The organism is uncultured Aquimarina sp. (assembly GCF_947496855.1).
Taxonomy (GTDB): Bacteria; Bacteroidota; Bacteroidia; order Flavobacteriales; family Flavobacteriaceae; genus Aquimarina.
This window is the reverse complement of the sequence record NZ_CANMED010000006.1, coordinates 158848-184717: the sequence shown is the minus strand read 5'-3', so window position 1 is coordinate 184717 and position 25870 is coordinate 158848. Positions and strand designations below refer to the sequence as shown.

The window sequence follows — 25870 nt, the reverse complement described above, 5'->3', positions numbered from 1 at the left end:
TATTTTTAATATTGCTTCAACTTCATTTCCTTACCATCAAAAACAGCATAGGTATAATGCACTATCCAATCTCCTAGATTGGTATATCTCGATTTTGAATTTAGTTCAATCTCCATAGGAAGGTGTCTATGTCCAAAAACAAAGTGGTCTATATTTTTAGCCTCTAGTTTTCGTCTACAATATTGCACCAACCATTCATTATCTTCTCCGAGAAAAGTAACATCCTCGTCTCCTGATATTAATTTGTTTTTTACAGAAAGGTATTGCGCTAGTTTTACTCCTAAATCTGGATGTAACCATCTAAAAAACCATTTGGCGACAGGATTGGTAAACACTTTTTTCATGCGCTTATACCCTTTATCTCCAGGTCCTAGTCCGTCTCCGTGACCTATAAGAAATGTTGTGTTATTAAAAGTAAATTCTTGTGGTTTGTGAAATACTGGGATATTTAATTCTTCTTCAAAATAACCATTCATCCAAAGATCGTGATTCCCTACAAAATAATATATAGGAATACCCGCATCAGTAATTTCTGCTAGCTTTCCTAATGTTCTTGTAAATCCTTTAGGAATTACGGTTTTATATTCAAACCAGAAGTCGAAAAGATCACCTAATAAAAAGATCGCAGCGGCATCTTTTTTAACATCATCTAACCAGCTTACAAACTTTTGCTCTCTTGGAAAACTCTTCTCCGTTGTCGGAGCTCCTAAGTGGTTATCAGATGCAAAATATATCTTTTTACCTTCTGGAAGATTTATAAGTTTCATGTATGTTATTAGATGATAAAAAAATATTCGTTATTAATCGTTATCAGATGCATACCACTCTGCAAAAGAAGTTTCGGTTTCCTTAAGTTTTAGGGAGTGTAATAGTATATTCTCTGGAAGCCTAGCCTTAATTTTTTCAGCAAAATCAATTACCATATTTTCACTTGTAGGTTGATAATCTACCAAAATAACATTGTGCCCTCTTTTTTCTAATTCTTCAGCCAACTCTAAGTGTGGCGTGTTCTTATTAAAAACAGTGGCGTGATCAAAGACATCTTCTATATCTTCTTTTACAATCTTCTTAAGGTCTCCAAAATCGATAACCATACCCAATTTTACGTGTGACGTATCGGTGATAGGACTTCCGATAACAGTAACACTTAATTTATAACTATGTCCATGAACATTTTTACACTTACCATCATATCCATATAATGCGTGACCTGTTTCAAAAGAAAACTGTTTGGTAATTCTGATCTTACTCATTTGTCGCTTTGTAACTTTTTGTAACTTTTTGCAAAGTTAGTGAACATTATCTTCTCTTTCTTTTATTATAAAAGTAAACTACTACCAATATAATTCCTAAGATCAGGAATAATCCATTACCCCCTAAAAAACTGAGTATATCCATATGTTATTTTTTGAACTTTTTTAATGCATCTTTGGTAAATGTTGACAATACTAATTCTCCTGATACTTCAGCTCTTTCCATCAATAATTCATCCCAATGATCAGTTCCTTTCCAATTGACTTTTTTCATTGTCTGTACTGCCTGTGGGTTATAGCTTGCTAATTTCTCCGTAAACAATTGAACTTCTTTATCCAGCTCTGCAATGGTTTCAAATACTCTGGCAAATACTCCATTTTCTTTTGCCCAATAGGCATTTTTCCATTGGGATCCGTCATAGGCTAATGCTTCGAACGCGGCTAATCCTATTTTTCTAGATACAGCTGGTTCAATAACAAAAGGTCCAATTCCAATGGTCAATTCGCTTAATTTAATTGATGCGGCTTCTGTTGCCATACAATAATCACACGCCGAAGCTAATCCAATACCACCACCTACAGTTTTCCCTTGTATTCTACCAATAATTGGTTGTTTACATTTTCGCATTGCGTTTATTACATTAGCAAACCCTGAAAAGAATTTTTTTCCTTCTTCTAGGTTAGTAATAGAAACTAATTCATCAAAAGAAGCTCCCGCACAAAATGCTTTTTCTCCTTCTGATTTTAAAATAATAACATGAATCGAAGAGTCCTTAGACAACGTATTAATAGCATTTGTCAATCTCTCTAATAGCTCCGATGGGAATGAATTACTTGATGGGTGTCCAAATTCTACAGTGGCAATATGATTTTCTGAGTGTGTATATAAACTTCCGTTGGTTCTTGTAGTAGTCATCATACTAGATTTTTGATAAAAATAGATAATATTTTAGATTCTTTTACACTAAGCACGTACTATAATATAAACGCGTATTTCCACGTATTTATATTTCTCATTTGATAAATTAACTTTGATTTATGGAAAAAAAATATTTGGGAAAATTCAGATTAGCAGCTCTACTCATTTGTTTATATGTAATTATTGTAATGGCAATTTTAAAATTTGCGTTTTAAGTAGCGGCTAATCGATAATACTTACTTCTGAATTTTATTACTAATGCTAACCCTCTAATCAGCATCCAAACAGTAATTGCGATCCATACTCCGTGTAGTTTCCAATCAAAATATCTTGCGATTACTAATGTAGGAACAAAACCAAGAAACGTAGACCCTAATAGTACATTGCGTAAAAATCCAGTTTCTCCAAGTCCCTTGAATATTCCATCACCAACAAACGCCAATGCATTTATTGGTAATGCAAGTAGAACTAAGTAGAAAAAACCGGTAAATATAGTTAACACCTCGGGGTCTTTAGTAAAAATCAAACCTAATTGTTCTAGCATCAAGAAAGAGAAACCTCCTAAAATACACGCTACTATAATTCCGTATATGTTTACTTTCTTAGACATTTCAACTAGGCTTTTATAGTCTTTAGCACCCAATAATCGCCCACCTAAAATATTACCAGCTCCACCATATCCATCAATAAAAAACGCAAAGAATAACCATAATTGTATAGCAATACTATGTGCTGCGATATAATTTGTTCCTAAACTTGTCGCTTCTCGTACCGCTAGAAGTAATGTCGTATTTAGTGCCAGTGAGCGAATGAAGAGATTTCCACTCATCACTAAAAAACGTTTCATTTCAGGATGCCAAAGTTTTTCTAATCTTAGTGATACTTCTGTTTTTTTAAGCAATAAGATAAGTGATAAGACAGTCATTAGAATCTGCGAAAAAAGACTTGCCCATGCCGCACCTTCTAGATACATTGGTTCCAAAATTCCTTTTATTCCATAAACCAAAGCAAAATCTAATATAACATTAGCTACAACTCCAATCAAGGCAATAATCATAGGCCAAAATGTATTTTGAAGTCCTCTGAAAATTCCGAAAACAGCAAATACAAATAATGATAGAGGAAATCCCCATACTCGAATGCCATAATACGAAATACAATACTTCAGTACCTGACCTTCAGCCTTTAGAAGTATAAAAATTTCTTTAATAAAAGGTACGGTAATAAGAAGAATCGTTATACTTAGACCAATATTAAAAAGTATTGCTTGTGCAGGTAGCGTCTTTACCTCATCTAATTTTCCTGCTCCTAAATATTGCGAAATAATAGCCGAGATCGCTGCACGAGTTTGTGCTAGCACCCATATCAACATAGACAAAAATGATCCCACAATCCCAACTGCAGCTAGAGATTCTGTTCCATTTACAGGTATATTTCCGACGATTGCGGTATCAGTGGCAGATAAGACTGGTTCTGCAACCCCTGCTATAATTGCCGGAATTGCCAAACGGTTTATATTTTTAAAACTTATAACACTACTCACAATACTAATTCATAACAATAAAAAGGATGTTTACTTTGCTTAGGGAAGAAAATATTTCCTAACCTTTTATACCCTCTGGTTTCATAAAATTTTTGATTTCTTTTATTCTGACTAAAAGTATCTAGACGAATAGATTTATAACCTTTCTTTTCCGCAAAGATTTCTGCCCAGTTCATTAATTGTTGTGCATACCCCTGACCCCAATAATCAGGATGTATTGCCAATCGATGGATATATAGATTCTTTTGGTTCTTAGTAAGCCATTCGATCGGAATGTATTCATCATCCATTAATTCCGTAACTACAATAATACCTTTAATGACATTGTTCTCTTCTAAAACATATAATTCTTGTAGTTCTATATCTTTCTCAAAACGAGATCGAGTAGGGTAATGTTCATTCCATTGGTAAATTTCTTTAGCAATCATGGCCTTAGCACAAGCCTGTGTTAATTTATGAATAGCATCTAGATTAAAAGGTACAGCTTTACGGATCATACTTTTTTACAAGCTTCAAAAATACAAACTATTATTTTGCACAATGATATCTAAAGTATGCGTGAACATTATTTTATATAAACTTTAAGAAAACACAGGTTATTAATAGCATTATGAGTACCTAAAAAATCTTATTTACTGATCAAAAATTGTAATTTTGCATCCTTAAACACAAATCAAGTTTAGTAATGAAAAATATTCTTGTTCCTTTAGGTCTATCAGAAAATTCAGTTAGTATAGCACGACTTCAATACACTATTGATTTCGCAAAAGAAATAGGAGGAACAGTATATGCTGTTCAAGTTTTTAAAGAACTACCAAGATCAGGTAGTCTTCCTTCTGTCAACGAAACGCTAAAAAATATTTCAGTTACTACGATTGAGGAAAAATTTGCTCAAGTTAATAAAAAGGGGGTTGATATAATTGCACTTCCTTTAGAGGGTGATGATTTATTAGAGGCTATCCCAGAATTTAATCTAAAGCACTCCATTGATTTAATCGTTCTTGGTGCAGAAAGTCATGATATCAAAAACCCTTATTTCCTTGGTCAGACCTCCGGGAGTTTGTTAAAAAAAACTGAGATACCAGTGCTTGTAATTCCAGAAAATTATATTTTCCAACCAATATCCAAAGTTTTAATGGCTATCAAATCAGGGGTTATTAAAAAACAAAAATCGCTGAACCCTATAAAAGAAATTTTAAATGCTTTTAATTCAGATGTAAAGTTACTTCAGGTTAAAACAAAAGAATTTTTACCAGAAGATGTAGAGTTTCAAAAAGATTTGGCAGAAATTATAACATCCTATAAATCTTCTGAAAATGCAACTTTATTTCACGGAGTTTTAGAACATCTTAATGAAAACAATCCCGATTTGTTATGTGTTTTTAGACGAAGAAGAGGTTTTTTTGCCAAGCTATGGGAGGAGAATACAATATTGAAAAAAGATTTCGAAAGTAGAATACCTTTGTTAATTCTTAAGGGCGCTTTACGTGATTAATCAATACTTGGGGATGTAGCTCAGCTGGCTAGAGTGCTTGACTGGCAGTCAAGAGGTCGTGGGTTCGAGTCCCATCTTCTCCACAAAAACAAACAGTTATGAAAGTATTTTCATAACTGTTTGAAAAATATAACAATTCTATCTTTTGATCAGTTCACAATAAGCTTCCTTATTATCGATTTTTTATTCTTATTTACTTTCAAAATATAAACACCTTTAGTAAGGTTACTAAAGCTATATTCTTTTTGACCTGTTTTTTCTATATTTCTTACCTCTCGACCAGATATATCAAATAAAATCATTCGTCTTATGTCATCATAATCTGATACTTCAATATGGACATTTCCGTTGCTTGGATTAGGAAAAATTCGTATAGTTTCTTCCTCGTCTTTGGATTCATTATCATCATCAATTCGTTGGTCACATCCAGTTTTAAAACTGATCCAATCTAATTGAATATTTCTACTTGCATTATGAAAATATAGGTATACAACATGATTACCAGTACCTGATACATCTATTATTTTTTCCACATAATTATTCCAATTTCCTGTGCTTTCGGGATATATCTCTGCTATATTATTACTATCCTGATTATTGTCAAGTCGTATTTTCATATAACCATTCTCATTATTTCCTTTAGAGTATCTGAATGTAAACTTACCTCCTGATATATCAATATTATCAAACCTCATCCAATGAGAGTAACTAATATTCGTTACGACTCCATTTACAGTATTCAATTGATAAAAATTATCTGAATTATTTTCTGCTTGTATTTTTTCGCAACTTGAACCTCCTGTATCACTATCTGATTCTTCAAACCTTATCCAATTCATATTAAAAAGACCACCTGAAATGTTTAATCTTAATATTTGGTTTGCACTTCCACTTGTTATTTGTACATTTTCTATACGAACATTTTGCCAAGATTGCCATCCATTGGTATTAGGAATAGCTACTGAACCTAATTCTGATGTTCCTAATTTTAGAGATAAAGCTTTCGAATTATTTTGAGTACTTGCGACTCTCAAAACTATATCATATGTTCCAGGAGTAACATCTCCTATGGTATATTCTAACCATTCTCCATTAGCTGTCCATCCCACATTAGTACCACCAGCATTATCGGTTGTATTTTGTAGATCAACTCCCTCGTTTGTTCTGCCTTGGCCTCCATTATTACTTGAATCAGAATCATTATAGGCAACTCCTTGCCCTCCATTATCATAATCTTCTGCTTGTATTATCCCTGGAATAGTATGACTTCTAAACGGTGATTGTGTAGGATCTACTATATCTCCTTCACCTATAACCACATTACCTAAATTAGTAGGGCAATCATTATTCCCCCAACGCACCCATACATCATAATTTCCTGGAGCAACATTGTTAAAGGTTGCAGAACCTAAATCATCATTCACATTTAAAGGATATGTTAACCCTCCATCGCTACTAAACTCTATAGCTCCTCTATCAGGTTCATCAGAAAACGTAAAAGTGATTTTTCCATCATTAGCTCCCTGCATTGTTTCATCTGTAGTGCTTATCGCAGCAGTTGGAAATGATGTACCATTACAATCTGGAATATTAACGTTATTTATAATTGCTTTAAAATTTCCTGACAAATGCATAAAACTCATCATATATAACAACCCATCATAATATCTAAATTGACCTGAAGGAGTTGGAGTATCAAAAAATTCATCTATAAATGGCCATACTTTTGAGTCTTCGAGAGCTAAAGCCCCGACAGCATTACAAGCCACTAAACCTGAAGAATGGTCACTATTTCTGCTAAAAGAACCATCTAATGTCCACAAAGTGCTATAACCTGGTTTATCTTTAAAAAAATTGATTTGCTTGTCAATTAGTGGTTGTATACTATTTTTATTTTTTTGAAACCAAGCAAAATCAAATCCCATATTCATAATATTTCGCCAAGCATCAAACTCAAAATTACCATGGTTTCCTTGAATTACAGGTCTACCATCAAACTCGGAGTAATCGGGCATTAATCCAGTCTCCGGATGTGCTGCTCTTGGGAGCAAATAGGTTCGACTTATTGTTGCCATATCTGCCCATAATTGATTATTATTATCAGCTTCTATAGTCCATATTTCATAAAAAGCTGGGAGATGATACGATGGATCTGTAAAACTTGCAGAGTTTCCACAAATTCCAAAAACTATTTGTTTTTCATCTTGATCTACCAAACCGGTAGGACATCCTCCTGAACTAGGTGTTGGTTTGTTAAGCATACTATCAAGAATATAATTTGCCTCTGCTCTATAATCAATAGAACCATTACTACCCCAAAGAGCATCTGCAAAGAATAAAGCTGTTACAAAATACTCTTCTCCGTCCGGTGCAGAATTTTGGTCGATCATAGAAAAATTAGATCGACTTAATTGCCAAGAGAATAATCCCTCTCTATCTGTACCTTCTTTATGTTGACTATAAGTTTCTGCAAATCGCCATAATTTATCAAATTGATCTTTCTTACCTAATTGGACACAGATCATCATACCATAAGACATGCCTTCAGATCTTATGTCATTATTTCCTGTATCTAAAATATACGCCATATCATCATTTACTTCATAATAAAGTCTTTCATTATTAGTATCTCCATTTACAAAATACTGATTCCAAATAGCATCTAATTTTTGTTGTACTGCCGTTTCAGACTTTCCAGACTCTACAAACATATTTCTATATACCCCAGATTCAAATGAAGGAACTGAAGGAATAACAGGAGCTGATCTAGGTGGAGGAGGAGATCCTAAAAAAGTAAAACTAATTCGATCTAAAAATGTATCATTCGATCCATTATCTGTTATTAATTCTAAAGAAAAATCAAGAGGATTACTTTCTATAATCGTAATCTCTCTAGAACTATTAGAAATAGAGGCTCCAGAAAAGCTAAAAGAACCAGCATTAGTGTCTCCTATAGTCAAATTAATATTAGCTTCGCTATTATTTGAAGATGCTCCTCTTATTTCTACTTTATATAAACCAGGTAATACTGATAAACTAAGTGAACCTTCTGCTTTATCTCCATTGCCGTAAAAGCCTACACCATTGAAAGGCGAATCAATCGTTCCTGCATATAAGCCACCAATGCTCAGGTCTTCTATCTGAACAATATTTTGTCCAGAAACTATTACTCCACAGAGTAAAAATAGTTTTAAAAAAATAGTTTTAATTGTTTTCATAAGTAGTGTGTGTGTGTTAGAAATTAAGTTGGTCTAAACTATGATATTTTCAGACAAACAATTAGCAAACAATGCAACACATAAAAATTCTTTAGAAAAGGCAACTAATTAACAACTTCCTTTTAGATAAAAACAATCACTAATAAATAATTAAATTACTGATAATCAATTATGTAATTTTATTTTTGAATTGCACAATTTTTATATTTTTTACGAAAAGGTTTTCGTGAAAAATAATATCAAAAAAAAGTAAAATGGATAACTAGTACATATGATTAGAAATAAAAATCCCCGTAAAAATTGTATTTACAGGGATTATATATAACTATTTGTATTATAAGATAAAGCCTTATTAGAGCCCTTCTAAAAACCCTTGGTATGAAGATTTTTTATCAAAAGAATCATCAAATAACAAAGGCCACTCTGGTCGACCATTGTTTTCGGGAATTAACCAAGTATCATCATCTTTTAATCCCCAAACTGTTATTGCATACTTTTTGCTCTGTGGAATAGCATTGAAAATTTCAACAACCTCCTTTACTCTTTGGGATTGAGCCATAGCTCTTTCTTCAGTAAGTTCAGTTAAATCATTTGCAGCATTAACCTTTACATCCAGTTCTGCAAAATGTATTAATACATCTTTTGCAACTAACTCATCCGTGGCATCCTGTATTTGTTGCGTACTTGGAAAATTGTAATCTATGTGCATTTGATATCCAACACCATCTATAATATTCTCCAATAGTAATTGATCTACCAGATCCAGGACTTTCCCTCTTTTAGTAGCATCAAATGTCATATTATAATCATTATAAAACAACTTGATATCCGGATCAGCAGCTCTGGCAAAAGCAAAACATTTTTCTACATAATCCTCACCCATTCTTTGTAAGAAAACAGTATCTCTCCATTGGACATTTGGATCATCATCAATAGCTTCATTAACCACATCCCACGAATTAATTTTACCCTGATATCTAGTTAATACATCCGTTATATACTGCTCTATTAAGTCTTCAAACTCTTGATCTGTACCACTAAAATTCTCTAATGCTTGTGGTAAACTTCTATGCCAAATCAGTGTATGCCCGTGTACATTTATATTATTTGTTTCTGCATAATCAACTAATGCATCTACTTTACTCCAATCATATATAATTGCACCCGTATTATCAATACCTGTAAATATAGAAGCCATTTTCATATCATTTTCTGCGGTGATGCTACTAAACTCTCTTATATATATTTCATCATAGGATGAAATATTAGTTCTAGCTTCAGAAACAGCTACACCAACAAAAAAGTTATTTTCAGTGGCACTTTTAAGGGTAATATCATCAGGAAACTCTGTGTTTGTTTCGGCAGAAACAATATTTGAGTTTCCAGAGATTACTCCACTTACGACTGCTCTAACTCTATAATAATATGTAGTGTTTGACATCAACCCAGTAACAGATTGAGACAGTTGATTTATAGACAGATTATTAAAGCCATCTACAAAAGAACTAAAATCATTAGTTGTAGATACATCTAGCACATATTCACTCGCTCTGAATACATTATCCCAGTTTGCCTTAAAACTTGTTAAAGAAATATCGGTTGCTTCTTGAGCTACCGGTGCTAATACTCCCGAAGCATCATTTCCATTATCATCACTAGCACACGATGTAAGTGATAGCGTGATAAGACATACTATTACATAAAATATCCAATTACATATTTTTCCCATTTTCATTGTATTTATTTTTTTATTTACATAAGACAAGGAGGATCTCATCAAATCTTAACTTGAATCAGTTCCTCCTTGATATGACTAACTTTTTTTAGAAAAGCATCTAGGGCTCTTTTTTTTAGAATTGTTATTCCAACTCTAAAACCTCTAATTTAATATTATCATATTTATATCCTGAAGGCACTACTCCAGTACCACCTTCTTGACTGATTTGCATTTTAACAGCTACGATAGTTGATGGATTTACATCTCCATTACCCTGATTTCCTGGGTCAAAGCCAAAGCCGAAATCAGCCATTTTTAATCTTAAGGTTTGCCACCCTGTTCCTTCTAATGGAGCTTTGATTAACCAATTGCTTCGGTCATCTTCTAATACAAATTCCATTATTGTACCTGGAAAACCATCTCCATTAATATCAATAATTAGGAAAGCATTTTCTGCATCCGTAGCTGTTGTTACAGAAGCAATACTTTGATGAGAACTTCCTGTAAAACCATCTGTACCTGTATCATCCCAAATAATTTCTGCTCCAGTACTTCCATCTGCTCCTATCCCATTGGCTATTCGAAACATATTGTCTCCATAACTAAACCAATCTGCCGCGTAATCATTGTTAATATTTGGTATTCCATTTCCTTCAAAATCACTTATCAAGATCTCTACAATACCGCCTACAATTGGTAAATCCTTAGAAACCATTCCTGCAGAAGTTACCACTGTAAACTCTGTTGTTTCTGTTTTACCGTCAGGAAAAGTAAAAATAAGTTCCTGAGGAGAAACCACAATAAAATCCCCTACTGATTCTCCATCAATCAGTACATCTTCTACGTTAAAAAACCAGTTACCAAACACTCTAATTTCTATACCACCTTCTCCTTTTGCCGGAGAAAAAGTATCCTGAACCGTCAATGTAGGTTCAGGTTGTTTTATCTCAAACTGAGAAGACACCGTTTCACCATAAAGATTAGTAAATTTCACTGTCTGATTTCCAAAACGGCTTCCTTGATCTATATCAAAAGGAATATTAAAAAATAATGCTACATTAGAATTCAATGCTGAATTGAAAAAGGTATTTACCGTGCCATCAAAAACGATTTCTTTCATATCACTTAGACCTGATCCTTCTACTCTAACCAATTCATCCGGAAAACCTGAATTGATTGTAGATTCATCACCAAGAGATAGGATATTTGCTATTTCTGGTGTACCAAACCCATCTCTATCGTTTTCATTTTCTTCACAAGAAAATAACCCTAAGAACAATATCATTGTAAAAGATAAGGTAAGTAATCCCTTGTTCGTATTTATTAATTTGTTTTTCATTTTCTTAATTATTAATTACATAATCTACTGCTGGGCTTGTAGTATCTATAAATGATAACTCTGCAGATGGAATTGGCAATGTAAAGGCATTATTATCTACATTATTAACAAAAAATGATGTGACATCTAATGGAACCAATGTATTTACAGTTCCTCTATCTTGACTTTGAATAATTGATGTTGCCATACCTCTATCCATTCTTACTAAATCAAGCCAATACTTCCCTGCTTCAAAAGCAAATTCGATTCTTCTTTCATCCATAAGTTCTTGTCTTGTTAATGATGTTTTTTCTGATAAACCAGCTCTTCTTCGAATTTGATTAAATGCATCTAATGCCTGAACATCTCCTGTAGCATCTGCATCACCCATAATAGCTTCTGCATAGATCATAAGTACATCGGCATATCGCATCAATTGTGTACTCATTTCTGTTCTCATAAAAAATACATTTGGATGCTCATTTAATGATCCTACCACATATTTTCTATATCGTAACTTTGTTGAAGATTCATCTCCATTCTCAGGAAATGTCCACCCACCTTCAGAAGTTAGCAATTCAGAATACGTTCTTCCCGGTTCGCAAATAATCCATTTTCTTCGTAGATCTTCTTCACCAGGTTCTGTTATCTTATCAAAGGCAAGAAACAGATCGATACTTGGCGATACAGAACCAAAAGAACCATCATTACCAATAACATCATCACTCGCTATAAGATAAGCTTGATTAGTGTTTTGTATACCCCATAAACCGTTTATAGCTGTCCAAACCCATCTGTAAATACCTTCACTATTTACACTCGCTGATGGATCTATAAATTGATCTTGATAATTGGGCTGTAAATTGTGCAATCCACTATTGATTACCAATTCTGCATACTCCTTAGATTTGTCATAATCCTTAAGAGTTAAATACATTTCTGCTAGATACGACCAAGCCGCTGTTTTTCCAACTCTTATTCCATCCGAAGATCCGGATGGTAATAACGCTGCTGCCCTTTGTAAATCATTTTCTATAAAAGCATAAATACTAGAAACTGTATTAAGTGGGTATAAACTTGAGGTGTCTGAAGTAATTTCATCAATAATTGGAATTTCTCCCCATAATCGTACCAAATAGAAGTACGAAAAAGCGCGGATAAAGCGCGCTTCACCTTCTACTTGATTTTTAACTTCCTCAGAAATCTCAGGGCTCAATTCCCCTCCTACGACTTTTAATAGTTGATTTGCATCTGCAATTCCTTTATAAAAACCTTCCCATCCTTCTAAGAGAGCACCATTATTAACTCCTACCGAGAATAATCTATAAGGAGCGTCTCCTTCGAAACCTATCGAATTACCAGACAGCATATCCAAAGAATACATAAACTTATCGTTTGTTGTAAAAAAGGATTGTCCGTATAAGGAATTTGCACCTGATAATAATTGATCATCTGTAGTATAAAAATTATCTTCTGTGATAGAATCTACGACATCAATTTCTAAAAAATCATCCCCGCAAGAGGTGAGAAAGGTCAATACAATAACATACTTAAAAAAATTCTTATTAATTTTCATATCGAACATATTATTTTCTTTTTCATTTTTTTTAAAACTGTACATTTAGTCCAAGCGTCATTGTTCTTGGAACGGGATATCTACCAAAATCTATACCTTTAAAAAGAGCGCTTTGATTTAATGATCCTACCTCTGGATCATAACCCGAGTAATCCGTAAACGTGTATAAATTTTGAATAGTGGTATATACTCTAATTTGATCAAAGATTTTGGTTTTACCAAACGTATCTTTCGGCAAGGTACATCCGAAAGTAAGACTCTGAATTCTTAGATAAGATCCATCTTCTATAAACCTATCAGACACTCTATTGTTTCCATTCTTGTCTCCGTCAGAATATCTTGGTAAGCTTCCATCTGTATTCGAAGCACTGAAGCGATCGATCACCGAGGCTGCTTGATTGGCATTAAAACGATTTACACCTTCGATATATGTTCTAGTATAGTTATAAATGTCATTACCGTAAGATCCCTGAAGAAATATAGAGAGATCAAACATTCCATATCGGAAATTATTAGTAATACTATACGTAAAATCAGGATGTGGATTCCCAATAAAAGTTCTATCGTTATCATCTATAACGCCGTCTTCATTAAGATCTACAAAACGTATATCTCCTATCCAAGTACCAGTAGCCTCATTACGACTACTCTCTGCAGGAATTACACCATTATCTAATTCCTCTTGCGTTCTAAATAGATCATCAGTTACAAAACCATAAAACATTCCGATTGGCTGACCAACTTCTGATCTTGTTAAATCTGCAATAATTTCCTCATCTCTCAATGTACCTATAATAGCATCATTCTCACCGGATAGTTCTGTGATTTCATTACGATATAAACTGAATACAATATTAGTATCCCAGCTAAACTTTTTATTAGTTATATTTTTTGTGTTTAAAGTAACATCAATACCGTCATTGATCATTTCACCAAAGTTCTCCACAGGCGCGTTAACTCCTATAAAAGATAATGTATTTAAACTTCCTAAAAAACCAGGAACTGGTCTGGTAGCAAGAAAATCTTTGGATGTTTTTCTATACACATCAACATCTAGTCTAATTTTATTATCCACAAAACCAAGTTCAACTCCTAAATTAGGAGAAATCAATGATTCCCAAGCTACATCGGCATTCGCGAAATTGGCTAAACTAAATCCACTACCAAGTGCTGTATTTTGATTTCTCAGAAAACTTAAATAAAGGAAGTTATTGATATCCTGGTTTCCACTTGTTCCATATCCTGCTCGGATCTTAAAATAACTCCAGCTACTGGCGATTCCTTCCATAAAAGGCTCATCACTAACTACCCAAGCAGCTGATAAAGACGGGAATAACCCCCAGCGATTATTAGGCCCAAATTTTGAAGATCCATCATACCTAAGTGATGCTGAAAGAAAATATTTAGAGTCATAATTATAATTAATTCTACCGAAATATGAAAGGAGTGATTGAGCTCCTTCAAAAGATTCTGATAGGGACGTTTCTGCATCACCCGTATTTAGACCTGGAATATCATTACTAGGAAAATTAGATCGCTGTCCTGATAGACCCTGAAATTGTACTTTTTGGGCTTCTGTACCTAATAAAATATCCAATCCGTGATTTCCTATCTGTGGGGTATACGTTAAATAATTTTTAAATAGATAATACAATCCTTCATTTGCTCCTTTAAAAGCTGAATTTAAGCCATTAGAAAGTGATCCAAAATCAAAAGTTGGGAAAAAACTTTCTGTTTTGGCAGTATTATAATCATATCCCAAGTCAGATCTAAACTTTAGGTTACTCGCCAATTTTAGATCCAAATAAACATTTCCATTCACTTTAAATCGTTCCAGCGTACTATTTCTTATTTCTGAAGCTGCTACTGGGTTAAGTGCTCCTGTATTCCCTAAACCATTTTCTGGGGAACCAAAAGTCCCATCTGGATTTCGAACAGGTACATCAGGTGTTTGTCTTAAAGCTGATGTAATAGTCCCATTACGAGAATCGTTTAATCCTATTTGCTCTAATGAGCTACTCAAGTTTATATTGTGTCCAAATTTAATCCAATCATTATATTTATGATCGAGATTTAATCGTAAACCATATCTTCTTAGACCAGAATTGATTATAATACCATCTTGTTCAAAGTAATTGGCTGAGGCATAAAATTTAGTGTTTTCTTTTCCTCCTGAAATAGATAATTGATGATTTGTTATCGGCGCAGCTCTAAAAATTGCTTTTTGCCAATCAGTACCTTCTCCTAAAATGCTTGGATCTTCGAACTGAGGAGCTGGAGGTAAATTAGTTGATGGGCTTTGTCTAACCTCATTTGAATATGCTGCAAATTCTCTAAGATTCATCATATCCAACAATTTTGGTGCTGTTTGTATACCTCCATACGTTTCATAGCTTATCTTAGCTTTACCAGCTTTTCCTCTTTTTGTTGTAATCAGAACCACTCCATTAGAAGATTGTGCTCCATATATCGCTGCAGCAGAAGCATCTTTTAAAACTGTTATTGATTCGATATCATTAGGGTTCAATGCAGAAAGAGGACTTATTGCAGTTTGCCCGCCAGTTCCTCCGAAACGCGAAAAATTAAAAGAATCACTCTCTGAATTCTGAACGTTTACTCCATCAATAATATATAAAGGTTCATTAGATCCGGTTACCGATGTAGTTCCACGTATTCTTACAGATACCGCTCCACCCGGTCGTCCAGAACTTCGTGTTACCGTAACACCAGATACTAATCCTTGAATACCTTGATCAATATTAGTAACAACTTGTTTTTCTAAAACGTCTGCACTAATTGTTGATATAGCTGATGTAAGATCCTTTTTTCTACTTTCTCCATATCCAATAACCACAACTTGTTCTAAATCTGTTGCTTCTGGAATCATAACGACATTAATTTGTCCGGATTCAATAACAATTTTTTCCACAGTTTGCATTCCAACATAAGAAAACACTAAAATATTTCCTTTGGATAGTCCCTGTAATTCATAATTCCCGTCAAAGTCAGTTAACGCACCGTTAGTGCTACCTTTTACCAATACAGTTACGCCTGGTAAGGGCAAATTAGATTTATCTGTAACTGTTCCACTAACAGTATCTTCTTGCGAAAAAACGTGCTGTGTTCCAATTAAAATAAATGCAATAATTGCTAGTTTAAGTTTTATCATATGACATTGTTTTTATGTAGTTTAGTTAAAAAGCGCTTGATAGCTCCTTTTGTTTTCCTTTAATTAGTATTCCTTGTCCCTTACAACTATTTAGATATACCTATTAATTAAAGCTTCATTTTTTAGTTCCATTTTTAATTAAGTGTGATTGTTTTAGTTAAATTCTTTGGAGTTGTAGTATCTAATTCATCATTTCGATTGGGTTGTTTTCCTCCCACATAAATTTGAACTGCTCCTAATATTTTTTGTTCCTCTCCAGCTGAATTGATAACAGCATATTGTTTTGGAGTAACGGTAAAACTTACTTTTTTTGTTTCTCCGACTTCTAAGTTGATTCTTTTAAACCCTATTAAAGAATGTTTCGGTCCATCAGTAAATTGTTTTTTATCTTGAGATAGGTAGAGCTGAACAACCTCATCTCCTTTAACATCCCCAGTGTTAGTAATTTCTACTGTTACAGAAATATTTTCATTAGCTTTTATAGTATCCGGTGTTTCTAATTTTGAATATAAAAAAGTGGTATATGACAATCCATGTCCAAATTCATATAGAGGATCTCCTTTAAAATATTTATACGTTCGGTTCGTCATATCATAGGATTTAAAATCCGGAAGGTCTTCAACAGATTTATAAAAGGTAACAGGTAATCTACCTGCTGGGTTATAATCTCCGAAAAGAACATCAGCAACAGCTCTTCCTCCAAATTCTCCTGGATACCATGCTTCAAGAATAGCAGCAACATTATCATCAGCCCAATTGATGGCAAGCGCACTTCCGTTCATCAATACTAATACTGTTGGCTTACCTAGAGCTTGTATTTCTTTTAATAAAGTAACCTGAGATTGCGGTAAAGAGATTTCTGATCTATCTCCTTTATCAAAACCATCTAAAACAACTGGCATTTCTTCTCCTTCTATATCAGGAGATAATCCCAAACAAAGCACTACAACTTCTGATTTTTTAGCCGCTTCTATTGCTGGGGATAAAAGATCTTCATCTAATTTAGACCACAGTAATTGAGCTTGTGGATCTGTATGATAATTGTAATATTTTATTTTAATATCATATGATTTACCTGCCTCCAATTTCATGTCCAGATATTTCATTTTTGGCTCGTGATCATCTTTAAAATCTACTCTTAGCGAATCATTTACATAAAGTTTACCTGCACTACTAGCTCTCAATCCTATTCTATATGAACCACTTTCTTCTGGAATAATTTTTCCTGTCCATCTAATAGAGAAACTATCTGAAGTTGCACTTTCGAATGGTGCTTCAGAAACCCATATAAAGTCTATTATACTATCATTTCTGGTTACTTTTGGTTCACCTTTCCACTCTTTATTGTCAAAATACTCTCCTTTTAATCCTACATTATCTCCATTTCGCAATACAGAAGTCGGTATTGGTTGTAATAAAGGCCACCCTTTTGCAATATGACTTCCTTTAGCATAATGTACTGTTGTATTAGGTAGTTTTTCTTTGATCGCTTTTAGAGGTGTAATATTATTTAGAGGAGTTCCATGATAATTTCCTAATAGCGCTTGTTTAGCGTTTGCGTTAGGACCTATCACAGCAATAGATTTGATATCTTTTTTTAAAGGAAGTAATTTTCCCTTGTTCTTTAACAATACCATCGATTCTCTGGCTGTTTTCTCAGACAACTTATAATGGGTATCGCTACATACAACATCATAAGGTATTTTAGACCAAGATACTATCTCTTCTGGGTCAAACATGCCAAGCTTAAACCGAGCTTCCATCAATCTGGATAATGCACGATCAACCTTTTCTTCATCTACTAATCCTTTAAGGACAGCATCTCCTAAGTTAGGATCATATACATCTCCACAATTTAAATCCGTACCTCTACTTACCGCCAAGGCTGAAGCCTCAGCAGGGGTCTCGACTAATTCATGCTTATTTGGTTCCCAGAAATCATTGATTGCCCAACAATCTGAAACCACATAACCATTAAACCCCCACTCTTTTCGAAGTATATCATTTAACAATAAATTACTTCCACAACAAGCTTCATCTCTATACCTATTATATGCGCACATTACTGATTGCACATTAGCTTCTTTAATCGCTGCTTCAAAAGCTGGTAAATATGTTTCTCTTAAATCTCTATCCGATGTGTGATAATTATCCTCGTGTCTTGATTTTTCCGGTCCGCTATGCACTGCAAAATGCTTAGCCGTAGCTACCACTTTAAGGTATTTTGGATCATCTCCTTGTAATCCTTTTATAAAATTAACTCCCATTCTTCCCGTTAGGTATGGGTCTTCTCCATAGGTTTCTTGACCTCTTCCCCATCTTGGATCTCTGAAAATATTGATATTAGGAGTCCAAAAAGTAAGTCCTTGATATATTCCTCTTTTATTTTCCTTGACAAAACGATGATGCTTCGCTCTTGCTTCATCAGAAATTACAGTACCCACATCAAATAATAATGGTGCGTTCCAAGTAGCACCCATTCCAATTGCCTGCGGAAACACTGTGGCCTCTCCAGCTCTTGCAACACCGTGTAAGCATTCATTCCACCAGTTGTACTCAGGCACTCCCAAACGTTCGATAGCAGGCGCGTCATAACGCATCTGAGATACCTTCTCCGAAAGAGTCATATGACTTATTAGATCACTTACTCTCTCACTAGTAGACAGTTCGGGGTTCTTAAATTTATATTCTGGTTCTTTTTTTGTTTCGCATCCAATATTTAATTGAAGAATAATTGAAATAACAATTAAATTGTTAACCCTGAAAAGTGTTTTAAATATTTTTTTAGATTCTTTCCTTATCATTATTATTGTTAGTTAAAGCTGGTTCTTTTTATGATATTAGATCAAGTATAAAAACAAACAATCCAAGCACTAATACTATTAAAAATATCTCTCCCAAAATTTTAATTTTAGAGTACTTCCTATTCATCTCTTTTGACTAATTCACAATTTTTTAACAATTTATATACAGGATTAAAAAAACAATGCCACAGATAAAGCATATGATAAAACATTTGTTGCATCTCGCCTCTTTACAGGGGTTTTACAACATTTTAGACAGTTGAAGCAACAATCGTTATAGCTAAATTTGACCAATCCGTGACCTAATTGTGAAAAATTTATTTTACGGCTCTCTTTACTAATACTTCTATAATTAACGCTATAGAAAATTAAATATATCTCAAATTACAAGGGATTGATCAAAATACATTGCGCCATAAAACGATCCTTCAATTACACTTAAAATAACGTTAGGATAGGATAGGGGTATAACCTATTAATAACCCTATAATTAGATAATTAAATTATGGTGTAAAAAGTCAATAATGTCGCCTTGAATACTTATTTTGACGTATATGGATAGTATTAAGATTCATTAGTAGTTACCTCTGTGGGTAATATTCCAAACTGTGTTTTGAAACACTTTGTAAAATAGGAGGGAGAAGAAAACCCTACCTTATAGCAGACTTCACTAATATTAGTAGAGCCACTTTCTAAAATTTGTTTCGCCTTTTGCAATCTGATGTTCCTTAAAAATTGATTAGCCGTTTGTCCTGTAAGCGTTTTTATCTTCCTGTAAAACTGGCTTCTACTCAGGTGAAGTTCTGAAGATAACGATTCTACGCTTAAATCCGGATCACTTAAATTCTCATAAATATGATTCAATACTTTTTGAATAAATTCTTTATCCAGTGATGTGTTGTTCTGATTGATATCAGCATCACTAATATCACTAAAATACTTATTAAAAAGTATTTGCCTGATCGATAGCATTTGCGTTAAATAAGATTTCAAAACCCTCATATCAAAGGGTTTGTTTAAATATACATCTGCACCAGACTCAATTCCTTTTAATCGATCATCGGCCATGGTTTTTGCAGTAAGCATTAAAATAGGGATGTGACTTGTCTTTATATCTTTTTTAATCATTAAACAGAATTCAAAACCATCCATTTCTGGCATAATTACATCCGTAATAATTATATCCGGCACTTCTTTTTTAGCTATTTCAAGTCCTTCATTACCATTTTTCGCATCAAAAACTTTGTAGTTATTACTTAATTCTTTTTTCAAATAGTTTCGCAACTCGGTATTATCTTCTACAATTAATAACCTGTTGGTTTTTTGTTCCTCTTCTATTTGATTTTCTAAGCTTTGATTATGAACATTGCCTATAAATTTAGTTTTAAGCAGAACATCCAAATCTTCATCACTTAACACAATTTCGCTTTCGCTGAAGTGTTTTTTACCCAAAGGTAATATTACCGAAAATGTTGTTCCTTCATTAACAACACTATCAACTTTTACCTTCCCTTTATGCAGTTCTACAAAACTTCTAACAACCTCTAAACCAATTCCGGTGCCGCCATAATACCATTTGTTTAAGTTATCCACTTGATAAAATCGCTCAAATATCTTATCCAATTGTTCTTTTTTGAGACCGGGGCCCGTGTCAGACACACTAATTTCGAAAGAGTGAGATAAAACATCCTCAGTAGCCTTTTCTGTAAGAGTTTGTCTAGTATTTTTTATTGAAACGGTTATCTCTCCTCCTTCTGGTGTAACTTTAAATGCATTGGACAATAAATTGAAAATGATTTTTTCTAGCATACCAATATCTACCCATACTTTTAGTTCTGGAACTTCATGATTTATAGTCAGATCTATTTTTTTATGAGACGCTTCCACAACAAAATGACTTACTACATCTCGTACAAAGATGATGATATCGAGTTGCCTTGCCTTAATACTCAATTTATTAAGTTCTAGCTTTCTATAATCCATCAACTCATTAATTAATCTATATAGTCGATCTGTATTTTTATGAATTATCAGATGCTTTTCATTCACCTCCTTTGGTAAGTTTAATTCTTCATTTTTGAGTATATCTTCTAGAGGATTAATTATAAGTGTTAAAGGAGTTCGAAACTCGTGAGATATGTTTGTAAAAAATTGTAGTTTCTTATTATGAAGTTCTTCTTCTTTAATTCTTTTTTCCCTTTCATATTGTATTAGTTGCTTCTCTCTGATTCTATTTTTTGTTACTTTATTTAGAAGATATATACCAAGCAAAAACAATAGAACATATGACAATAATGCCCAGTTTGTTTTCCACCAAGGCGGTAAAATCTTTATGTGTAAATGCAGCGGAGTTTCATTCCATTTACCATCATTATTCGCGACTTTTAATTTAAATGTATAATTTCCCGGATCCAGATTAGTATAAGTAGCACTTCTTGTGTTTTCTACATAGTTCCAAGAATCCTCTAACCCTTCTAAGTAATAAGCATATTGATTTTTCTCTGAACGTGTATAGTTAATACCGGTATATTCAATTGTAAAAACTGATTGTTCATTACTCAAGGAAATACTATCAGTCTCTGATATTACTTTACCTAGAGGAGATCCTTTCTGGTTCGGATAAACCTTCTTATTAAATATTTTAAAATCAGTAAGGTATAAACTCGTCGAACTATTATTTGTTTGTATGTTTTTCGGATTAAAATAATCTACACCATTATAGTTTCCAAAATAAATATTTCCTTTTTTATCACGAAAAGCGGCGTTAAAATTAAAATCATTTGATAGAAGGCCATCGTTAATATTATAATCAATACTTTTTTTATTTTTAAGGTTCAACTTATGAATTCCTGCATTACCACTTGTCCAAATGTTGTTATACTCATCTTCAATAATCGCAGAGACATTTTCATATTCTAATCCATACATTTCATTATACCATATAAAGCTATTTTTATCAGTATCATACTTACATAATCCTGCTCCTTTTGTACCAATCCAAATAGATCCATCAACACTTTCATAAAGCGAGAATATATGATTTGCATTTGAGTCATTTTGATATTTATTAGTCATTTTATCTCTAAAAAATATTACAGAAAAATGATCAGCATCCTTTTTACTTACTTTATACAGTCCATTAGTAGCACCTATCCATAAATTATTATCAGAATCTATTAGCACCTTTCGAACATCACTAGTATGAATTCCATATTTAGAAAACTCTTCTGAATCATGATGAGTAAATCCTTCATTTGATGGATTATACGATATTACTCCACTAAAAAAAGTCCCTAACCAAATGGTTCCATTAGTATCTTCTGCAAAACTTAATATACTATTAGAGGCTAATGCTCCATTTGTGTTTTCTATCGTATAATTAATGAATCTTTTTGTTCCTTTTTTCAGTAAAAAAACACCTCCATTCCAACTTCCTGCCCAAACATTTTCTTTGCTATCTATAAATATGGTTTGAATATCATATGCAGTAAGGTTTGAAAAGTCTTCATTACTATTTTTGTTAATATGAATAAACTTCTGATCATTTGGGTCATAAATATCGATTCCACCTCCATCTGTACTGATCCAAAGTAAGCCTGACTTATCCTGAACAATACCAGTAACAGAACCTGCTTCTAGAGAATTGGGATTACTGGCCAGACTTTCTATATTTTTAAACTTATCATACAGTTTGTCATATACTGCAATACCCTTATTGTAATACCCTATCCATATCCTTTCATTATTATCTATAAACAAAGACCATATGGAATTAGATCGAATACTGTTTTTATCATTTTTATCGAAAAGGTAATTTTTTATCAGCTCGCCATTAGCTTTGATATGAAACAACCCATCATTTTCAGTACCGCAGATTATAGACCCATCTGCATTAAAAATCATTGATAATATCCGCTTTTCTGTAAATGGAAGATTTTCAATTCTATAGATAGTATCAGAATCCCTATGTATTCTATATATACCATTAGACATACTCCCTAACCAAATCCGGTCCTCCTTATCAATCAATAAAGATTCAATTGGAGTGCTTACTGATTCCAAACCCTTTCCCGTTTTAAAAACCGCAAGGCTCAAGCTGTTTGTTTTAGGATTATATATTCTTAGCCCATAATTGGTTGCCGCGTATATGTTTCCCTGCTGATCATTTTTAAGATCATTAATATCTATTAAATTTTGCGTATTATGAATATCAACATTGGCAATCTGTTCAATCACCTTTGTTTCTACATCTAACTTAAGTAAACCTCTTTCGAAGGTGCCAATAAAAATATTACCAATTGAGTCTTCTGTGATACTACCAACCGCAATACTAGATAGATTAAAATTCTTTAATTGAGAAATAATATCAATTCTCTTAAATTGATCCAATTCTCTATCATAAAGATCTAATCCGTTTTCTGTACCAAACCAAAGTCTATTTTTTTTATCAACGAATGAACAATAAATCGAACTACTACTTAAGGAGGTCGTATCCTTTAACTTATGCTTGTATGATACATAGTCGATCCCATCATATCTATGTAAACCTACTCCACTAGTACCAATCCAAATAAAACCATTATGGTCCTGGACAATTACTGGTACAGCTATTTTAGAGATACCATCTTCAAAATTTACAAAATTGAAATCATTACATTTTTCTTGTGTCCAAATGAAATTCAGACAACAGCAAAAACATAATAAAAATGCTATAGTATTTTTATTATTCATAAATTGATATTCCAGTACCTAAGAATAAATATAGCATGTTTTATTGTATTTCGTTGATTTTTAATACCCTTCAAGTTTAAGAAATTAGATTTATACCGATATAATTATCAGCCAGTAAAATAGGTTAATACTACTATAACGAGAACCACCAATAATATGGATAAAATCACATCTAACCAAGTAAAACTTCCCTTTGCATCTTGTTTTTCAGACTCTGTTAATGTACCAAAGGCCAATCCTCTGATTAATTGGTAATCTGGAGGACTCGTAGCTAGACTAACCGAAATACATAAAATAACAGAAAAAATAAACATAAAGATGGCCATATGTGCAAAATTAATAGTTGCAAAAGCATATGCAATACCTGTAGCTATTTGCTCTCCCGTTTCTTTAAAATGAAAAATTTCTGGTTGATAAAATATTTCTGTACCTAAACGAACTATTAATAAAGCGAGTCCTGCCAGTAAAGTTGTGATTGCAGCTTTGGAGTTTACACGTTTCCAGATAACACCTAATAAAAAAACTGTAGTTACGGGAGGTGCGATATAAGACTGTACATTTTGCAAGTATTGGTACATTACTCCTCCTCCTATTTTTTCCATTACAGGAATCCAAAAGATCCCAAGTACTACAATAAAAGCTGTAGCTATTTTACCAATCTTAATCAACTCTTTTTCCGTTTTTTCGGGTTTTAATTTCTTATAAATATCTATTGTGAAAATTGTAGAACAGGAATTAAACACAGAAGCCAAAGAACTCATCAATGCGGCTATCAATCCTCCTGCTACTAAACCTTTTAAGCCAACAGGTAACAAAGTTTTTACTAACATAGGAAACGCTCTATCTGCCTTTTCAACACTAAATACTTCTGGATTTTGAATAGTTAACGCAAAAGCAATAATTCCAGGAATCAGAAAGATAAAAATTGGTAGTAACTTTAGATACGCCCCAAAAATTGCTCCTCGTCTTCCTATTTTTATATTATTTGCAGCCAATGTTCGTTGAACAATATACTGATCTGTACACCAATACCAAATCCCTACAATAGTACCTCCAATTAGCAGACCTGTCCACGGAAAGTCAGGATCGTTCATCGGTCGCCACATATTAAAATGCTCTGGACTTACTGCTTTTACCGTTGTTGTGAGCTCTCCCCATCCACCGACTTCTTGCAATCCAAGATAAGTGATTATCAAAGAACCTAAAATAAGAATGACTGTCTGTAAGGTCTCCGTATAAATTACCGCTTTCATTCCTCCTATGACTGTATAAATCCCTGTAAATATCACAATACCAATGGCACCTCCCCAAAAAGAGACGCCCAGTAACTCAGAAACTACAATTCCTCCAGCATATATAGTTACCGAAACTTTGGTAATTACATAACCAACCAAAGAAAAAAGTGATAAGAACCAACGTGATCTACTATCAAATCGTTTTTCTAAAAACTCAGGCATAGTATACGCTCCACTTCTAATATAAAAAGGAAGAAATAACCAACCTAAAAGCAATACTATCCAAGCGTGCAACTCATAATGTGCCATTGGAGTTCCAGATTCAAAACCAGTTCCTGCCAGACCAACCACATGTTCTGATCCAATATTAGATGCAAAAATTGAAGCTCCAATAACAAACCAACCTACATTACGCCCTGCTAAAAAATAATCCGCAGTATCCTTATTCTTTTGTAATATTACCCAGACTGCTACTCCAATAAGTGCTAAAAAATAAATACCTAATACTATCCAATCCAATTCTTCTAAGACTGATTCCATAAATCCTTTTTGGTTAATTATAAAAATTTGTGTTGTTTAAAACTTCTAGTAATTCAGTGCTAAATGATCATCTCATTTATTATGTTACTGAATAAAATATTTACAAACCTATAAACGATTAGCAATTTTCGAAAACATCATTTGATAAATCGTTTAATTTTTACTTAAAATTTTAAGTAAAAACCAAAACTATTATGTGACCCCTTAATTAAATGGAAGATTTGAAGCAAATACTGTAAATTATGATGTACAAGAAACTATATTCATTCAAGTGCCTTGAATTTTACTCTTTTAATAGTTCCTAATCGTAAAGAGAGAGAATATCAGAAAATCAAAATGCTATATCAGTTAA

The 25870-nt window shown here is 33.2% G+C and carries 14 protein-coding genes and 1 tRNA gene; 2 read left to right on the top strand and 13 right to left on the bottom strand.

The features are described 5' to 3' along the window. Positions 1-5 precede the first annotated feature (5 nt). From Q0921_RS18180 to Q0921_RS18160, 5 genes are all read right to left on the bottom strand, one after another. Entirely contained in the window at positions 6-758 is a 753-nt protein-coding gene (locus tag Q0921_RS18180; RefSeq protein ID WP_299259878.1) for a UDP-2,3-diacylglucosamine diphosphatase, read from the bottom strand. Between the two features lie 42 nt (positions 759-800). Continuing rightward, positions 801-1253 carry a 6-carboxytetrahydropterin synthase gene (locus Q0921_RS18175; protein ID WP_299259396.1) on the bottom strand — a complete coding sequence of 151 codons (453 nt, stop codon included), beginning with the start codon at positions 1251-1253 and terminating at the stop codon, positions 801-803. A gap of 148 nt (positions 1254-1401) precedes the next feature. After that, positions 1402-2169 (bottom strand): enoyl-CoA hydratase/isomerase family protein, encoded by a 768-nt coding sequence (locus Q0921_RS18170; RefSeq protein WP_299259395.1) that lies wholly within the window; start codon positions 2167-2169, stop codon positions 1402-1404. A 214-nt stretch (positions 2170-2383) separates the two neighbouring features. Further along, on the bottom strand, positions 2384-3715 hold the full coding sequence (locus Q0921_RS18165) for an MATE family efflux transporter (RefSeq protein WP_299259394.1): 1332 nt from the start codon (positions 3713-3715) through the stop codon (positions 2384-2386). Further along, entirely contained in the window at positions 3712-4212 is a 501-nt protein-coding gene (locus tag Q0921_RS18160) for a GNAT family N-acetyltransferase (protein WP_299259393.1), read from the bottom strand. Before Q0921_RS18160 ends, Q0921_RS18165 begins: the two co-directional genes overlap by 4 nt. Positions 4213-4400: 188 nt before the next feature. Between Q0921_RS18160 and Q0921_RS18155 the strand changes: the two genes are divergently transcribed. Then, positions 4401-5210 (top strand): universal stress protein, encoded by an 810-nt coding sequence (locus tag Q0921_RS18155; protein WP_299259392.1) that lies wholly within the window; start codon positions 4401-4403, stop codon positions 5208-5210. Positions 5211-5219: 9 nt separating this feature from the next. Then, positions 5220-5293, top strand: a tRNA-Ala gene (locus Q0921_RS18150). A 66-nt stretch (positions 5294-5359) separates the two neighbouring features. Here the strand turns inward: Q0921_RS18150 and Q0921_RS18145 are convergent. From Q0921_RS18145 to Q0921_RS18110, 8 genes are all read right to left on the bottom strand, one after another. Continuing rightward, positions 5360-8428: a glycosyl hydrolase family 8 gene (locus tag Q0921_RS18145; RefSeq protein WP_299259391.1), complete on the bottom strand. Its 3069-nt coding sequence runs from the start codon at positions 8426-8428 to the stop codon at positions 5360-5362. 352 nt (positions 8429-8780) lie between these two features. Next, positions 8781-10163, bottom strand: a complete 1383-nt coding sequence (locus Q0921_RS18140) for an endo-1,4-beta-xylanase (protein WP_299259390.1) — start codon at positions 10161-10163, stop codon at positions 8781-8783. Between the two features lie 124 nt (positions 10164-10287). Then, the gene (locus Q0921_RS18135) at positions 10288-11484 is read right to left on the bottom strand and encodes a hypothetical protein (RefSeq protein ID WP_299259389.1); all 1197 of its coding nucleotides are present in this window, start codon (positions 11482-11484) and stop codon (positions 10288-10290) included. Between the two features lie 4 nt (positions 11485-11488). After that, positions 11489-13039, bottom strand: a complete 1551-nt coding sequence (locus tag Q0921_RS18130; RefSeq protein ID WP_299259388.1) for a RagB/SusD family nutrient uptake outer membrane protein — start codon at positions 13037-13039, stop codon at positions 11489-11491. Between the two features lie 31 nt (positions 13040-13070). Continuing rightward, positions 13071-16208, bottom strand: a complete 3138-nt coding sequence (locus Q0921_RS18125) for a TonB-dependent receptor (protein ID WP_299259387.1) — start codon at positions 16206-16208, stop codon at positions 13071-13073. A 134-nt stretch (positions 16209-16342) separates the two neighbouring features. After that, positions 16343-19012: a glycoside hydrolase family 3 protein gene (locus Q0921_RS18120; RefSeq protein ID WP_299259386.1), complete on the bottom strand. Its 2670-nt coding sequence runs from the start codon at positions 19010-19012 to the stop codon at positions 16343-16345. 564 nt (positions 19013-19576) lie between these two features. Beyond that, positions 19577-23743 (bottom strand): hybrid sensor histidine kinase/response regulator transcription factor, encoded by a 4167-nt coding sequence (locus Q0921_RS18115; protein ID WP_299259385.1) that lies wholly within the window; start codon positions 23741-23743, stop codon positions 19577-19579. 107 nt (positions 23744-23850) lie between these two features. Further along, on the bottom strand, positions 23851-25518 hold the full coding sequence (locus Q0921_RS18110; protein WP_299259383.1) for a sodium:solute symporter: 1668 nt from the start codon (positions 25516-25518) through the stop codon (positions 23851-23853). Between the last annotated feature and the right edge of the window lie 352 nt (positions 25519-25870).

What these genes read in the sequence shown, in the direction of transcription:
- Q0921_RS18170 (WP_299259395.1), bottom strand. Translation starts at nt 2,169, where the DNA reads ATGACTACTACAAGAACCAACGGAAGTTTATATACACACTCAGAAAAT.
- Q0921_RS18140 (WP_299259390.1), bottom strand. Translation starts at nt 10,163, where the DNA reads ATGAAAATGGGAAAAATATGTAATTGGATATTTTATGTAATAGTATGT.
- Q0921_RS18135 (WP_299259389.1), bottom strand. Translation starts at nt 11,484, where the DNA reads ATGAAAAACAAATTAATAAATACGAACAAGGGATTACTTACCTTATCT.
- Q0921_RS18125 (WP_299259387.1), bottom strand. Translation starts at nt 16,208, where the DNA reads ATGATAAAACTTAAACTAGCAATTATTGCATTTATTTTAATTGGAACA.
- Q0921_RS18115 (WP_299259385.1), bottom strand. Translation starts at nt 23,743, where the DNA reads ATGAATAATAAAAATACTATAGCATTTTTATTATGTTTTTGCTGTTGT.
- Q0921_RS18110 (WP_299259383.1), bottom strand. Translation starts at nt 25,518, where the DNA reads ATGGAATCAGTCTTAGAAGAATTGGATTGGATAGTATTAGGTATTTAT.
- Q0921_RS18155 (WP_299259392.1), top strand. Translation starts at nt 4,401, where the DNA reads ATGAAAAATATTCTTGTTCCTTTAGGTCTATCAGAAAATTCAGTTAGT.
- Q0921_RS18160 (WP_299259393.1), bottom strand. Translation starts at nt 4,212, where the DNA reads ATGATCCGTAAAGCTGTACCTTTTAATCTAGATGCTATTCATAAATTA.
- Q0921_RS18130 (WP_299259388.1), bottom strand. Translation starts at nt 13,039, where the DNA reads ATGAAAATTAATAAGAATTTTTTTAAGTATGTTATTGTATTGACCTTT.
- Q0921_RS18145 (WP_299259391.1), bottom strand. Translation starts at nt 8,428, where the DNA reads ATGAAAACAATTAAAACTATTTTTTTAAAACTATTTTTACTCTGTGGA.
- Q0921_RS18175 (WP_299259396.1), bottom strand. Translation starts at nt 1,253, where the DNA reads ATGAGTAAGATCAGAATTACCAAACAGTTTTCTTTTGAAACAGGTCAC.
- Q0921_RS18120 (WP_299259386.1), bottom strand. Translation starts at nt 19,012, where the DNA reads ATGATAAGGAAAGAATCTAAAAAAATATTTAAAACACTTTTCAGGGTT.